14 protein-coding genes and 1 pseudogene are annotated in these 13,645 nt (G+C 65.6%); 10 read left to right on the top strand and 5 right to left on the bottom strand.

Going from position 1 to position 13,645, the window contains the following annotated elements; all coding sequences use genetic code 11:
- Nucleotides 1-300 precede the first annotated feature (300 nt).
- From ASF09_RS11915 to ASF09_RS11935, 5 genes and pseudogenes are all read left to right on the top strand, one after another.
- Entirely contained in the window at nt 301-837 is a 537-nt protein-coding gene (locus tag ASF09_RS11915) for a glycoside hydrolase family 108 protein (protein ID WP_060526424.1), read from the top strand.
- Nucleotides 838-926: 89 nt separating this feature from the next.
- A pseudogene (locus tag ASF09_RS11920) lies at nt 927-1,160 on the top strand (3TM-type holin); the annotation flags it as partial.
- 203 nt (nt 1,161-1,363) lie between these two features.
- Complete coding sequence (hslV, locus tag ASF09_RS11925) at nt 1,364-1,906, top strand: ATP-dependent protease subunit HslV (protein ID WP_056066793.1); 543 nt, start codon at nt 1,364-1,366, stop codon at nt 1,904-1,906.
- A 119-nt stretch (nt 1,907-2,025) separates the two neighbouring features.
- Nucleotides 2,026-3,321, top strand: a complete 1,296-nt coding sequence (gene hslU / locus ASF09_RS11930; protein WP_060526425.1) for an ATP-dependent protease ATPase subunit HslU — start codon at nt 2,026-2,028, stop codon at nt 3,319-3,321.
- Nucleotides 3,322-3,434: 113 nt separating this feature from the next.
- Nucleotides 3,435-4,100 (top strand): nitroreductase, encoded by a 666-nt coding sequence (locus ASF09_RS11935; RefSeq protein WP_060526426.1) that lies wholly within the window; start codon nt 3,435-3,437, stop codon nt 4,098-4,100.
- Between the two features lie 225 nt (nt 4,101-4,325).
- Here ASF09_RS11935 and ASF09_RS11940 read toward each other — a convergent pair whose 3' ends face one another.
- The 4 genes from ASF09_RS11940 to ASF09_RS11955 all read right to left on the bottom strand — a co-directional run bounded on the left by ASF09_RS11940 (nt 4,326) and on the right by ASF09_RS11955 (nt 7,494).
- Entirely contained in the window at nt 4,326-4,592 is a 267-nt protein-coding gene (locus ASF09_RS11940) for a hypothetical protein (RefSeq protein ID WP_056051816.1), read from the bottom strand.
- A gap of 57 nt (nt 4,593-4,649) precedes the next feature.
- Nucleotides 4,650-6,089 (bottom strand): DEAD/DEAH box helicase, encoded by a 1,440-nt coding sequence (locus tag ASF09_RS11945; RefSeq protein WP_060526427.1) that lies wholly within the window; start codon nt 6,087-6,089, stop codon nt 4,650-4,652.
- 224 nt (nt 6,090-6,313) lie between these two features.
- Entirely contained in the window at nt 6,314-7,042 is a 729-nt protein-coding gene (locus ASF09_RS11950; protein ID WP_060526428.1) for a Crp/Fnr family transcriptional regulator, read from the bottom strand.
- 206 nt (nt 7,043-7,248) lie between these two features.
- A complete protein-coding gene (locus tag ASF09_RS11955; protein WP_060526429.1) occupies nt 7,249-7,494 on the bottom strand; it encodes a DUF6894 family protein in 246 nt (81 codons plus the stop codon).
- A 151-nt stretch (nt 7,495-7,645) separates the two neighbouring features.
- On the opposite strand from ASF09_RS11955, the gene ASF09_RS11960 reads away from it, so the two are divergent.
- The 5 genes from ASF09_RS11960 (at nt 7,646) to ASF09_RS11980 (ending at nt 12,741) form a co-directional block, all read left to right on the top strand.
- A complete protein-coding gene (locus ASF09_RS11960) occupies nt 7,646-8,665 on the top strand; it encodes a fumarylacetoacetate hydrolase family protein (RefSeq protein WP_060526430.1) in 1,020 nt (339 codons plus the stop codon).
- 139 nt (nt 8,666-8,804) lie between these two features.
- A complete protein-coding gene (locus ASF09_RS11965; protein ID WP_060526775.1) occupies nt 8,805-10,094 on the top strand; it encodes a thiamine pyrophosphate-dependent enzyme in 1,290 nt (429 codons plus the stop codon).
- Nucleotides 10,095-10,150: 56 nt separating this feature from the next.
- Nucleotides 10,151-11,158: an alpha-ketoacid dehydrogenase subunit beta gene (locus ASF09_RS11970; RefSeq protein ID WP_056053047.1), complete on the top strand. Its 1,008-nt coding sequence runs from the start codon at nt 10,151-10,153 to the stop codon at nt 11,156-11,158.
- A complete protein-coding gene (locus ASF09_RS11975) occupies nt 11,158-12,510 on the top strand; it encodes a dihydrolipoamide acetyltransferase family protein (RefSeq protein WP_060526431.1) in 1,353 nt (450 codons plus the stop codon). The genes ASF09_RS11970 and ASF09_RS11975 overlap by 1 nt, the downstream gene beginning before the upstream one ends.
- Nucleotides 12,511-12,525: 15 nt before the next feature.
- Complete coding sequence (locus ASF09_RS11980; protein ID WP_156359335.1) at nt 12,526-12,741, top strand: hypothetical protein; 216 nt, start codon at nt 12,526-12,528, stop codon at nt 12,739-12,741.
- Nucleotides 12,742-12,866: 125 nt separating this feature from the next.
- Here ASF09_RS11980 and ASF09_RS11985 read toward each other — a convergent pair whose 3' ends face one another.
- A complete protein-coding gene (locus ASF09_RS11985; RefSeq protein ID WP_060526433.1) occupies nt 12,867-13,643 on the bottom strand; it encodes an SDR family NAD(P)-dependent oxidoreductase in 777 nt (258 codons plus the stop codon).
- Nucleotides 13,644-13,645 lie beyond the last annotated feature (2 nt).

Here is a 13,645-nt window from a genome sequence, read left to right on the forward strand (position 1 = left end):
CCGTCCTCCGTCATCGCCGTCCCCCAATTGGACCGCGGCCTCCGCCGGGGATTTGCAGAGGATGAAAAGCGCTTCTCGCCCCCCTCCCTGGAAGGGAGGGGCAGGGGGTGGGTCGGCTTCCGCATACGAACACACCAGACCCAAGCAGGCTGACCCACCCCCAACCCCTCCCTTCCAGGGAGGGGGCAGGTTGCGCCTCAGCGACCACGGTGAGCGCGCAGCGGGAGAGGCGACCAATTCCCCCTGTCCTACAGCGAACCAATATGGTTCGCTCGCCGCCAGCAAACCGGGGAGCCAACCATGACCATCGAGATTCTAATCGACGCCGTCATCGACCGCGAGGGCGACTACACCAACCACCCGGCAGACCGAGGCGGGCCCACCCGCTACGGCATCACCCAAGCCGTAGCCCGCACCAACGGCTACCCCGGAGACATGCGCAATTTCCCCCGCGACCAGGCGGAAACCATCTACCGCCGCCTCTACTGGACCCGCCCAGCCTTCGACCAGATCGCCGAGCGAGCCCCCAAAATCGCCGAAGAACTCTTCGACACCGGCGTCAACATGGGCCCCGCAGTCGCCGCCACCTTCCTCCAACGCGCGCTCAACGCGCTCAACCGAGGCGCCACCGACTATTCCGACATGACTCTCGACGGCCGCATCGGCCCCGCGACCCTGACCGCGCTCGAAGCCTTCCTCGCCCGCCGCAAACCCGGCGGCGAAACCGTGCTGCTGAAAGCGATCGAAGCGCTCCAGGGCGAACGCTACGTCGCGCTCGCCGAGACCCGCCCCGCCAACGAAGCCTTCCTCTACGGCTGGCTCGCCAACCGCACCTGAGACGCCCCGACGAAACGCTCCCAGCGTCTGCACTTCCTATACTTCACTTTTGCCGGAGGCAGCCAATGACCCCGCAACCCCTTGATCCCGCACCAGATCCCTGGATCACCCGTGCCCGCCCGACGTTCCTCTACGTGATGTACACATTGCTCCTCGGCGCGATCCCCGCCGGCCTGATCGCCGCCGTCCGCCCGCAAACGGCGCAGGCAATCGCGGCAGGGATGGCGGCGTATCTCAACGCCATCCCCGAACCCCTCTACGCGCTCTTCGGCACCGGCTATCTCGGTTACACGGTGGCCCGGGAATGGGGGAAGGGGCGGTAACCACCCAAGCCTCCTTCGTCATTCCCGCGGAGGCGGGAACCCATACTGGCTGACTTCAGTGATGAACGGGTGAGGTCCGAGGGTCTGGATCCCCGCCCGCGCGGGGATGACGGATGATGGGAGAGGGGGATGGGAGGAGGGCAGGGCGTTGCACCCCCAAAACCAAACCCTACATCGCTGCCATGAGCAACGACCCCCACGCCATGCCGACATGGCACGGCACCACGATCCTCTCGGTCCGCCGCGGCGGCAAGGTCGTCGTGATCGGCGACGGCCAGGTCTCGATGGGCCAGACCGTCATGAAACCCAACGCGCGCAAAGTCCGCCGCCTAGGTGACGGCAGCGTCATCGGCGGGTTCGCCGGCGCCACCGCCGACGCCTTCACGCTGTTCGAACGCCTCGAACGCAAGCTCGAAGCGCACCAGGGCCAACTCCTCCGCGCCGCGGTCGAGCTCGCCAAGGACTGGCGCACCGACAAGTTCCTCCGCAACCTCGAAGCGATGATGATCGTCGCCGACAAGGACGTGACGCTGATCCTCACTGGTAACGGCGATGTCCTCGAACCCGAAAACGGCGTCGCCGCGATCGGCTCCGGCGGCAACTACGCCTTGGCTGCTGCCCGAGCGCTGGTCGAATACGAGACCGACGCCGAAGTCCTCTGCCGCAAGGCAATGGGCATAGCGTCCGAACTCTGCGTCTACACCAACGACCGCCTCACGGTCGAAACGATGGACTCGACTACCTAATTCCCCTTCCGCTTGCGGGAGGGGTTAGGGGAGGGGCTGAAATACACCCCACCCACGCCTTTCGCTGCGGCCACGCCCTCCCCCGACCCCTCCCGAGCGGGAGGGGAGAAGGTAACAAAATGAACGACCAGCTCACCCCCAAGGCAATCGTCGCCGCGCTCGACGCCCACATCATTGGCCAGGCCGCCGCGAAACGCGCGGTCGCCGTCGCGATGCGCAACCGCTGGCGCCGCCAGCAGCTCAGCGAAGACCTCCGCGATGAGGTCACGCCCAAGAACATCCTGATGATCGGACCGACCGGCTGCGGCAAGACCGAGATCAGCCGCCGCCTCGCCAAGCTCGCCGACGCGCCGTTCGTGAAGGTCGAGGCGACCAAGTTCACCGAGGTCGGCTATGTCGGCCGCGACGTCGAGCAGATCGCCCGCGACCTCGTCGAGGAAGCCATCCGCCTCGAAAAGGAACGTCGCCGCATAGCCGTCAAGGACAAGGCCGAAGAGGCGGCGATGGGACGTTTGCTCGACGCATTGGTCGGCAAGGATTCGAGCACCGCGACGCGCGAAAGCTTCAAGCAGCGCTTCCTCGACGGTCATCTGAACTCCGCCGAAGTCGAGATCGAGGTCGAGCAGGCGCCGACCACGCCGTTCGAAATCCCCGGCGGCGCGCCGCAGATGATCAATCTCGGCGAGATGATGAAGTCGTTCGGCGGCGGCCAGCAGCTGAAGCGCCGGAAGCTCACCGTCCACGCGGCGTGGGACAAGCTCGTCGAGGAAGAGGCCGACAAGCGCCTCGACCAGGACGAGGTCAGCCGCGCGGCCTTGGCCGACGCCGAAGCCAACGGCATCGTCTTTCTCGACGAGATCGACAAGATCGCGGTTTCGGACGGTCGCGGCGGCTCGATCAGCCGCGAAGGCGTCCAGCGCGACCTGTTGCCGTTGATCGAAGGTACCACCGTCGCGACCAAGTACGGCCCGATGAAGACCGACCACATCCTCTTCATCGCCAGCGGTGCATTTCACGTCGCCAAGCCAAGCGACCTGCTCCCCGAACTCCAGGGCCGTCTGCCGATCCGCGTCGAATTGAAAGGCCTCACCGAAGCCGATTTCGTCGCGATCCTGTCGGATACCAAGGCGTCGCTGCCGCTGCAATACAAGGCACTGATCGCCACCGAAGGCGTCGGCATCGAGTTCACCGAAGACGGCATCGCTGCGATCGCGCGCATCGCCGCGGAGGTGAACTCGGAGATCGAAAACATCGGCGCGCGGCGTCTGCAGACGGTGATGGAAAAGCTGCTGGAGGAGGTGAGCTACAACGCCGAAGACCGTGGCGGCTCGAACCTCGTCATCGACGGCGCCTACGTCGACAGCCAGCTCAAGGAAATCGCCCGGAACACCGACCTGAGCCGGTTCGTGCTGTAAGTGGTAGGCCTACCGTTTTCCTGCAAACGCAGGAATCCAGGGTAACATGGCGAAACGCTCGCAACCCTGGGTTCCTGCGTTCGCAGGAAAACGGAAATGCGCAGGAGAACACCATGGACGTGACCGAAGCCATAGCCGCTCGCCGCTCCGTCCGAGGCTTCCTCGACACCCCCGTCGATCCCGCACTCCTCCGCGACCTCGCGATAAAAGCGTCCCGAGCCGCAACCGGCGGCAACCTCCAACCGTGGCACATCGCCATCGTCCAGGGCGGCGCCATGACCCGGCTGAAGGCCATAATGGCCGAAAAACTCGCGACCGGCGCCACCGAAACCCCAGCCTACGACGTCTACCCGCGCGACCTCGCCGCCCCCTACCGAGACCGCCGCTACGCCGTCGGCGAGGCGATGTACGCCCACCTCGGCATCCCCCGCGACGACAAGCCAGCGCGGGAGAAATGGTTCGCCCGAAACTTCGAATTCTTCGGCGCCCCCGCCGCCTATTTCTGCACCGTCGACAAGCGCATGGGCCCGCCTCAATGGTCGGACCTCGGCATGTACCTGCAAAACCTGATGCTGCTCGCGGTAGACGCCGGCCTCGCCACCTGCCCGCAGGAATGCTGGGCGATGTATCCGGAAACGGTCGGGCGCTTCTTGGATTTGCCCGAAGACCGCATGCTCTTTTGCGGTATGGCGATCGGCTACGAGAACAAAAGCGCGCCTGCCAATGCGTTGCGCACGGAGCGCGCGAACGAAGCGGAATGGCTGACAACGATCCGCTAATTTAGGGTATCGAGGCTAACCAAAACACCACTCCGGCGAAGGCCGGGACCCAATTGGGGACGATGGTAACGGAGCGAGGCGCCTCGCCATGTCAGCCTTACCAATTGGGCCCCGGCCTCCGCCGGGGTGGTGGTCCACGCGCTCGGGGTCTTCGGTCGCAACGCCTTTCCACCCGCGAAGGCGAGTGCCCAGACTGGGTCCCCGCCTTCGCGGGGAAACAAGTTTCTAGAGGACCACCGTCACCGGCTTGGCGCCCTTGATCCCGGCGAGGATCATGGCCTCCCAGACCGCCGGATCGCCCGCCGCGGCCATCGCCTTGTCAGGCTCGCGCAGCGTCTTCAGCACCGCCAGCGCATCAGGCAGATAGTCCGCCCATGCATCGTCGATCAGCCGCGACGCCGACTCGGCATCGCCGCCGGCGTTCGCGCTGATCCGCTGTCCCGCCAGCACGCGTGCGACGCGTTCGGCGACAGGTGTAGTGGAAACGTCCATGAGCATTCTCCTCGCGGGACCGGTCTACACCAAACCCGCGAGGCGAACGAATGCTCCTTAGCGTGCCGAGCTCGGGCCCGCGCCGCGGCTCGGACCACGACCACCACCGCCGCCGCCACCAGCCGGACGGCCACCGCCGCCCTGACCGCCGGGACGACCACCGCCCTGGGGACGACCGCCGCCGCCCTGGCCGCCGCCACCCTGACCACCACGGCTAGCACCCGCATAGTTACGGCCGGTCGTACCGGTCGCCCGCGGCGAATGCGTCGCGCGCGGCCGGGCCGGATCGCGCGGACGGTCGATCCGGACCTCGGGGTCGGCACCCATCGTCTTGACGCGCGTCTGCTTGATCTGGTTCGACAGGTTGACGAAATCGTCCGGCAGCGACCGGACCTGGACCTTCTGGCGGGTGATCCGCTCGATGTCGCGCAGGTACGCCTTCTCGTCATCCGCGCAGAACGCGACGGCGATGCCGCTGGCGCCCGCACGCGCGGTACGGCCGATGCGGTGGACATACTGCTCGGCGACGTTCGGCAGCTCGAAGTTGATGACGTGCGAAACGCCCGAGACGTCGATACCGCGTGCGGCGATGTCGGTCGCGATCAGGACCTTGACCTTGCCCTGCTTGAACTCGCCAAGTGCGCGCTCGCGCTGGCCCTGGCTCTTGTTGCCGTGGATCGCGTTCGAGGCGATGCCGTTGCCGGCGAGCAGCTTCACGACGCGGTCGGCGCCATGCTTGGTGCGCGTGAAGACGAGCGCGCGGTCGATCGCAGGATCGGCCAGCGTGATCGTCAGCAGCGCCTGCTTCTCCGACTGGTTGCAGAAGGTGACATACTGGTCGACGCGCTCGGCGGTCGTCGCAGCCGGCTTCACCGACACCGTCTTCGGGTCGAGCAGGAACTGGCTGGCCAGCTCGCGGATCGCCACCGGCATCGTCGCCGAGAAGAACAGCGTCTGGCGCTTCTTCGGCAGCATGCGGACGATCTTCTTCAGCGCGTGGATGAAGCCGAGGTCCATCATCTGGTCGGCCTCGTCGAGCACGAGGATCTCGATCATCGACAGGTTGACGAAGCCCTGCTCGATCAGGTCGATCAGGCGGCCCGGCGTGGCGACGAGGATGTCGACGCCGCGGCTCATGTCCTGGCGGTTCTTGTTGATGCTGGTGCCGCCGAACACGGTCGTCACCGACATCTTGCTGAACTGGCCGTAGGCGCGGGCACTGTCGGCGATCTGGCTGGCGAGTTCGCGCGTCGGCGCGAGCACCAGCATGCGGCAATGCGTCGGCAGGACGCGCTTCTGGTTTTCGGTCAGGCGCTGGATCGACGGCAGCACGAACGCCGCGGTCTTTCCGGTGCCGGTCTGCGCGATGCCGAGCAGATCGCCGCCTTCGAGCAGGATCGGGATCGACTGGGCCTGGATCGGCGTCGGCTCGGTATAGCCCTTGGCTTCGAGCGCACGGACAAGCGGCTCGGCAAGGCCGAGGTTTGCAAATGACATGTAGAGTCTCTCAATAGATGCCGGGCTCGCGAATCCTCAAGCGGACACACGAGTGGCGGTGGTGTTTTGACACCCCGCGTGAAAAGGGAAGCCCGTTGGAAACGACCGAGGCGGAGCTAAGACCGTAAAGGTCCAATCACGCTGCATTACGCTTCGATGAGCGCCATCTGGCGTATCATCGTCGAAAAGTCAACCTGTGGCGCCGATCGGGACCCGTTGCGGTGTCAGCTCCGGATCTGTCCCAGGTGCAGATAGCGTTCGTTGAACTCCGCGGCGTCACGCAGGCGGGGCCAGTCGGTGACGCTGACCTGGCGTTTCTTGCGCGCGATCAGGCCGTCCGATTCGAGCGATTTTAGCACGCGGTTGACATGCACCGGGGTCAGCCCGAGCGCATCGCCGAGCTGCTCCTGCGTCATCGGCAGCTCGTACGCCATCCCGCCTCCCAGCGCCGATGTCTTGAACCGCACCGAGAACTCGCACAGCAGATGCGCCAGTCGACTGCGCGCGTTGCGCCGCCCGACGTTGAGCAGCCATTCGCGGTGGATCGAAGCCTCGACCAGCGCGTCGATCCACAACGCCTGACCCGCCGCTGGACACGTCTCGATGAACTGCCGCAACGCCACGATCGGCACCTCGGCCAGCGTCAGCCGGGTCAGCGCCTGGATATCGTGATCGGATTCATCGAGGAACAGGTTCTGCAGGTCGACGAACTCGCCGGGCATCAGGATCGAGACGATTTCGCGCTCGCCATTGGGCGTCAGCTTCTGGCGATAGGCGAGGCCGTCGAGGATGAACGCGCACCGAGTAGGGCGCTGGCCCTCACGCAGCATATACGTCGACGCATCGAGCGTCCGAACCTTGAACGGCAACGCGGCGATTTGAACGCGATCGTCCGCACGCAGCGTCGTTCGCGACTCGAATTTCCGTATAACCTGTTCAGTCACGGTGGACATATCCACGTGCACTCTCCGCATCCAGGGCAGGAGCACTCGTTTCTCGCTGTCACCCTCTCTGGGATAGCGCGTCGCAAGGGAACGCACCTTATCCCAGGATTGAGAAGCATGACAAAACCCATGTTATATTATCGCGACGAACGCGCGCGGTGCGTCGAGTCGGCGCCGCGCGGCGATATCGGCTCAAGACATGGGACGATCTGGGGTCAGAGCGCGGAGCTGTCGCCGGGTTCGTCGATGGTGACGGCAACCGCCAGCAGCACGCTGCCTCGATCGTTGCGGACCGCAACACGGAAGCGCGCGCCGTGACGGGCGATCGCCGGATGGTCGCTGAGATAGTCGCCTGCGAAAATCACCGCCTGGACGCGCGCTTCCTCGTCGTTGGCCAGATCGGTACCGTCGTCGTCGTTGACGTGTTTGTGGTTGTCGATGTCGAAGAAGTATCTGGGCATGCTCGACTTCCTCAACCGTTACGCAAGCCTGTTTGTATCAGGCCGGAAATCGCTCCGCTCTTACTAAAATCAGGTTTGTCGAGCGCGGCGTGCTCGACTTGAACTCCGTCACGGGCGTAGGATACGTGCAAACAAATAGAGGATCCGCACCATGAAACTGGCCAGCCTGAAGCATCCCGACGCCACCCGCGGACGAGACGGGAAGCTCGTGGTCGTCTCCAACGACCTCGCCTGGTACGCCGATGCGAGCCACATCGCGCCAACGCTGCAGGCCGCGCTCGACGACTGGGACCGGCTTTCGATCGACCTCAAGAACCTGTCCACCGATCTCGAGCACGAGATGATTCCGATGCGTCGTTTTCACGAGCACGACGCCGAGTCGCCCTTGCCGCGTGCGTATCAATGGGCGGATGGCTCGGCGTACGTGAATCATGTTGCGCTCGTGCGACAGGCGCGGGCGGCGGACATGCCGGACAGCTTCTGGCATGATCCGTTGATGTACCAGGGTGGCTCGGACGGGTTCCTCGGGCCCCGCGATCCGATCCCGCTCGCCGACGAGTCGTGGGGTTGCGACATGGAGGGCGAAGTCGTCGTCGTCACCGGCGACGTCCCGCTCGGCGCGAGTCGCGACGAGGCGCTGGCTGCGATCCTGCTGGTCGGGCTGACCAACGACGTCTCCTTGCGAAACCTGATCCCCGGCGAACTCGGCAAGGGCTTCGGCTTCTTCCAGTCGAAACCGGCCAGCGCGTTTTCGCCCGTCTTCGTCACCCCCGATTCGCTCGGTGACTGGTGGAAGGACGGCAAGCTGCATCGGAAACTGATGGTCGACCTCAACGGCCAGCCGCTCGGACGCGCCGAGGCCGGCGAGGATATGACGTTCGATTTCGGCACGCTCGTCGCGCACGCCGCCAAGACGCGAAAGCTCGGCGCAGGCACGATCGTCGGCTCCGGCACCGTGTCGAACCGCGGCCCCGATGGCGGTCCAGGCAAGTCGGTTGCCGAGGGCGGCGTCGGCTATTCCTGTCTCGCCGAAGTGCGGACCATCGAAACCATCCAGGGCGGCAAGCCCGTCACGCCGTTCCTCAAGCAGGGCGACGTCGTCCGCATCTGGGCGGAAGACGACAAGCGCCATCCGATCTTCGGTGTGATCGAACAGACCGTCGGCGGCTGAATCCAGACGGAGGGGGAGAAAAATCCACACGGCATAGCGTGAATGCGCAACTCCCCCTCGCAATCTGCGTTGAAATTTAATAACAAGCCTCGGTAAGAGTGTTCCGCGGTCACAGCGGCTTCATGGAGATGGAATGACGATGGCAAGCGAGCATCCGCGCGCCAATTTGCAGCCACTTACGCTGCATATCCCCGAGCCGAAGTTCCGCCCCGGCGACGCGGTGGACTTCGCCGAAGTCGACGTGCCGCCCGCCGGCCAGGCGCGCCGTCCCGATACCGCAGACAAGGCGTCCGACTTCATCGATCTCGCCTATACGCTGGTCCGCGTGCTCGACGACGACGGCAACGCGGTCGGCCCGTGGGACCCCAAGCTTTCGCCCGACGTGATGCGCCGGATGTTGCGCAGCATGGCACTGCTCCGCGCGTTCGACGAACGCATGTTCCGCGCCCAGCGGCAGGGCAAGACCAGCTTCTACATGAAGGCGCTCGGCGAGGAGGCGGTCGCGGTCGCGGCGGCCTACGCGCTCGATTACGAGGACATGTGCTTCCCCTCGTACCGCCAGCAGGGGCTGTTGATCGCGCGGGGCTGGAGCCTCGTGGACATGATGAACCAGATCTATTCGAACACGGCCGATAGGCTCGGCGGCAAGCAGTTGCCGATCATGTATTCGGTCAAGGAAGCCGGGTTCTTCTCGATCTCGGGCAATCTCACGACGCAATATCCGCAGGCGGTCGGCTGGGCGATGGCGTCCGCCGCCAAGGGCGACACGCGGATCGCCGCGACATGGTGCGGCGAAGGCTCGACCGCAGAGGGCGACTTCCACTCGGCGTGCACGTTCGCCGCGGTGTACCGCGCGCCGGTGATCTTCAACGTCGTCAACAACCAGTGGGCGATTTCCAGCTTCTCCGGGTTCGCCGGTGCCGAGGCAACGACGTTCGCGGCGCGCGCGGTTGGCTACGGCATCGCCGGGCTTCGGGTCGACGGCAACGATGCGCTGGCAGTCTACGCCGCGACCGAATGGGCCGCCGAACGCGCGCGCACTAACCAGGGCCCGACGCTGATCGAGCACTTCACCTACCGCGCGGAAGGCCATTCGACCTCCGACGATCCCGGCCAGTACCGAAGCGAAGGCGAACCCAACGCCTGGCCGCTCGGCGATCCGATCAAGCGCTTGAAGGACCACCTCATCGCGATCGGCGAATGGGACGACGAGCGCCACGCCGCACAGGACAAGGAACTCGCCGAGCAGGTCAAGGCCGCGCAGAAGGAAGCCGAGAAGAACGGCATCCTCGGCCACGGCCTGCACCAGCCGCTCGAATCGCTGTTCGACGGCGTGTTCGAGGAACTGCCGTGGCATCTGAAGGAGCAGCGCCAGCAGATGCTCGACGAGGAATCCGCGAGCGGCCGTCCCTGGGATCACAAGGCATGAGCGACTTGACGCAAGCACCCGAGTCCGAGGCAACGGACGCCGAACCCACCACCCGCATGAACATGATCCAGGCGATCAACTCCGCCATGGACATCATGATGGAGCGTGACCCCGACGTGATCGTCATGGGCGAGGACGTCGGCTATTTCGGCGGCGTGTTCCGCGCGACCGCCGGGCTGCAAGCCAAGCACGGCAAGACGCGCGTGTTCGACACCCCGATCACCGAATGCGGTATCATCGGCGTCGCGGTCGGGATGGGCGCGTACGGACTGCGCCCCGTCCCCGAGATCCAGTTCGCCGACTATATCTACCCCGCGCTCGACCAGCTCGTCTCCGAAGCCGCACGCCTGCGCTACCGCTCCGCCGGCGAGTTCACTTCGCCGATCACGGTGCGCTCCCCGTTCGGCGGCGGCATCTTCGGCGGCCAGACGCACAGCCAGTCGCCCGAGGGGCTGTTCACCCACATGTCGGGCATCAAGACGGTGATCCCGTCGACGCCCTACGACGCCAAGGGCCTGCTGATCGCCGCGATCGAGGACAATGATCCTACGCTCTTCTTCGAACCCAAGCGAATCTACAACGGCCCGTTCGACGGCTATTGGGATCGCCCGTCGCAGAACTGGTCGAAGCATCCGGCCGGCGAAGTCCCGACCGGCTATTACAAGATCGAGCTCGGCAAGGCGAAGATCGTCCGCGCGGGCGAGGCGCTCACGATCCTCGCCTATGGCACGATGGTCCATGTCTGCGCGGCCGTCGTCGCCGAAGCCGGGATCGACGCCGAGATCGTCGACCTGCGCACGCTCGTGCCGCTCGATATCGAGACGATCGAGGCGTCGGTGAAGAAGACCGGCCGCTGCATGATCGTCCACGAGGCGACTCGCACCAGCGGCTTCGGCGCGGAGCTGTCGGCGATCGTCCAGGAACGCTGTTTCTACCATCTCGAGGCGCCGATCGAGCGCGTGACCGGGTTCGACACGCCGTACCCGCACAGCCTCGAATGGGCCTATTTCCCGGGGCCGGTCCGCATCGGCGAAGCCCTGAAAAAGATCATGAAGGACGCATAATGGCCCGCTTCACCTTCAAGCTGCCGGACATCGGCGAAGGCATCTCAGAGGCCGAGATCGTCGCATGGCACGTCGCCATCGGCGACCGCGTCGAAGAGGATTCGCCGATCGCCGACATGATGACCGACAAGGCCACCGTCGAGATGGAATCGCCGGTAACCGGCGTCGTGGTCGAACTCGCGGGCGAAGTCGGCGACCAGGTGTCGATCGGCGCTGCGCTGGTGGTGATCGAGACGGACGCGGTCGACGCCGCAACCGAAGTCGTCGCCGCGCCGCTCACCTCCGCCCAGGCCGAGACGGCGGAACAATACGAAGCCGAGAACCCCGGCGTCGAAGAGGTGGTCGAGACACCTCCCTCTCCCCTCCGGGGAGAGGGTCGGGGTGAGGGGCAGCCCCAGGCGGAAACGCCAGCAACTGCCCTGACCCCTCTCCCCACAGGGGAGAGGGAGCAGCAGAAGAGCGCTGCCACTGCAAGCAATGCGGAGCAAAAGGCCCACGCCCTCGCATCCCCCGCAGTCCGCGCCCGCGCCCGCGACCTCGGCATCGACCTCGCCTTGGTAAAGACCGACTCCGACCGAGTCCGCCACGCCGACCTCGACGCCTACCTCCGCTACGGCTCCGGCGAAGGCTACCACCCCCCGCACGCATCACGCGCCCGCGAAGACCAGCCCATAAAAGTCATCGGCATGCGCCGCCGCATCGCCGAGAACATGGCCGCGTCGAAGCGCGCGATCCCGCACTTCACCTATGTCGACGAGATCGACGTCACCGCCCTCGAAGCGATGCGCGCCGACCTCAACGCCAACCGCGGCGGCCGCCCCAAGCTCACGATGCTCCCGCTGATGATCGTCGCGATCTGCAAGACGATCCCCGACTTTCCGATGCTCAACGCGCGCTACGACGACGAGGCGGGCGTGGTCACGCGCCACGGCGCCATCCACCTCGGCATGGCCGCGCAGACCGACGCCGGGCTCACCGTCCCCGTGATCCGCGACGCGCAGGACCGCAACGTCTGGCAGCTCGCGACCGAGATCACCCGCCTCGCCGAAGCCGCGCGGGCCGGCAAGCTCGCCCCAAGCGAAATGGGCGGCGGCACGATCACCGTGACCTCGCTCGGCCCGCTCGGCGGCATCGCCACGACCCCGGTCATCAATCGCCCCGAAGTCGCGATCATCGGCCCCAACAAGATCGTCGAACGCCCGGTCTTCAAGGGTGACGAGGTCGTCCGCGCCAAGCTGATGAACCTGTCGATCAGCTGCGACCACCGCGTCGTCGACGGCTGGGATGCGGCAAGCTTCGTCCAGGGTCTCAAGAAGTATCTAGAAACCCCCGTCCTGCTCTTCGCCGACTAAGCGAGAATGAAGGGCATGCACCGCGGAAATCTGACGATCGAGGGCAAATTCGAGGGCATGCTCGACGGCACCGCGATCGTCCCGGCCGGCGCCACCGCCGAGATCGCCGGGATGATCGACGGCACGCTGATCGTCGAACCCGGCGCAACCGTGCTCGTCAGCGGCATGGTCGACGGCGAGATCGTCGATCGTGGCGGTCAGATCACCATAACCGGCATGGTCAGCCGCTAACCGCGGCCGCCCACGCTGCAGACGTGAAGTACCCAGACAATCCTCCCCCGCCAGGGGAAGGTGGCAGGCAAAGCCTGACGGAGGGGGCGGCAAGCGCAACCGGTGCCTACATCCCTAGACCCACATCACCCACGCGCCTTCTGCAAAGACCCCGCAATCCGCCGCGCGAGACTCCGCGGCGTAAACCGTATCCCCTCGGCCATCGCGAAGTTCAGCGCACCCGACACCTTCACCGCGCGGTTTGCGGCCATCGCCGCCAACCCGTCGCGCACCACCGCCGCCGGATCGCTCGCCAATCGCTCGAACAGCGCGGTATCGCCAAGCCCCGCCACATCGGCGAACTCGGTCCGCGTCGGCCCGGGGCACAGCGCCGCAACACGCACGCCCTTGCCCTTCACCTCCTCATGCAACGCCTCGGAAAAGCTCAGCACGAACGCCTTGCTCGCATAATAGACCGCCATCCACGGCCCCGGCTGGAACGACGCGACCGAGGCGAGGTTGAGGATCCCGCCCGATCCGCGCGCGATCATCTGCGGCAACACGGCATGCGTCAGCGCCACCAATGCACGGCAATTGAGGTCGATCATGCCCAGTTGCAGCGCGCTATCGAGGTCCGCGAAATCACCCCGCGCACCGAACCCGGCATTGTTGATCAGCACATCGATAGGCAATGCGGCGGCTGCGATGGCCGCAATGAGCGTGTCCGGACCAGCCTGATCCGCGAGATCGGCGGCAAACACGTGCACCGTAACGCCGTGCGCCGCACGCAGTTCGGTCGCCAGCGCCTCCAACCGATCGACCCGACGCGCGGTCAGGATCAGCGCATTGCCCTCAGCCGCAAGCGCCCGCGCAAAACCTTCGCCCAACCCTGCCGATGCGCCGGTGATCAATGCCGTCGTCATAG

Origin of the sequence: Sphingomonas sp. Leaf242, from assembly GCF_001422045.1 — a bacterium.
Taxonomy (GTDB): Bacteria; Pseudomonadota; Alphaproteobacteria; order Sphingomonadales; family Sphingomonadaceae; genus Sphingomonas.

Bases quoted from the DNA above. Each gene is read 5' to 3' on its own strand.
- ASF09_RS11915 (WP_060526424.1), top strand. From the start codon at position 301: ATGACCATCGAGATTCTAATCGACGCCGTCATCGACCGCGAGGGCGAC.
- hslV (WP_056066793.1), top strand. From the start codon at position 1,364: ATGCCGACATGGCACGGCACCACGATCCTCTCGGTCCGCCGCGGCGGC.
- hslU (WP_060526425.1), top strand. From the start codon at position 2,026: ATGAACGACCAGCTCACCCCCAAGGCAATCGTCGCCGCGCTCGACGCC.
- ASF09_RS11935 (WP_060526426.1), top strand. From the start codon at position 3,435: ATGGACGTGACCGAAGCCATAGCCGCTCGCCGCTCCGTCCGAGGCTTC.
- ASF09_RS11940 (WP_056051816.1), bottom strand. From the start codon at position 4,592: ATGGACGTTTCCACTACACCTGTCGCCGAACGCGTCGCACGCGTGCTG.
- ASF09_RS11945 (WP_060526427.1), bottom strand. From the start codon at position 6,089: ATGTCATTTGCAAACCTCGGCCTTGCCGAGCCGCTTGTCCGTGCGCTC.
- ASF09_RS11950 (WP_060526428.1), bottom strand. From the start codon at position 7,042: ATGTCCACCGTGACTGAACAGGTTATACGGAAATTCGAGTCGCGAACG.
- ASF09_RS11955 (WP_060526429.1), bottom strand. From the start codon at position 7,494: ATGCCCAGATACTTCTTCGACATCGACAACCACAAACACGTCAACGAC.
- ASF09_RS11960 (WP_060526430.1), top strand. From the start codon at position 7,646: ATGAAACTGGCCAGCCTGAAGCATCCCGACGCCACCCGCGGACGAGAC.
- ASF09_RS11965 (WP_060526775.1), top strand. From the start codon at position 8,805: ATGGCAAGCGAGCATCCGCGCGCCAATTTGCAGCCACTTACGCTGCAT.
- ASF09_RS11970 (WP_056053047.1), top strand. From the start codon at position 10,151: ATGAACATGATCCAGGCGATCAACTCCGCCATGGACATCATGATGGAG.
- ASF09_RS11975 (WP_060526431.1), top strand. From the start codon at position 11,158: ATGGCCCGCTTCACCTTCAAGCTGCCGGACATCGGCGAAGGCATCTCA.
- ASF09_RS11980 (WP_156359335.1), top strand. From the start codon at position 12,526: ATGCACCGCGGAAATCTGACGATCGAGGGCAAATTCGAGGGCATGCTC.
- ASF09_RS11985 (WP_060526433.1), bottom strand. From the start codon at position 13,643: ATGACGACGGCATTGATCACCGGCGCATCGGCAGGGTTGGGCGAAGGT.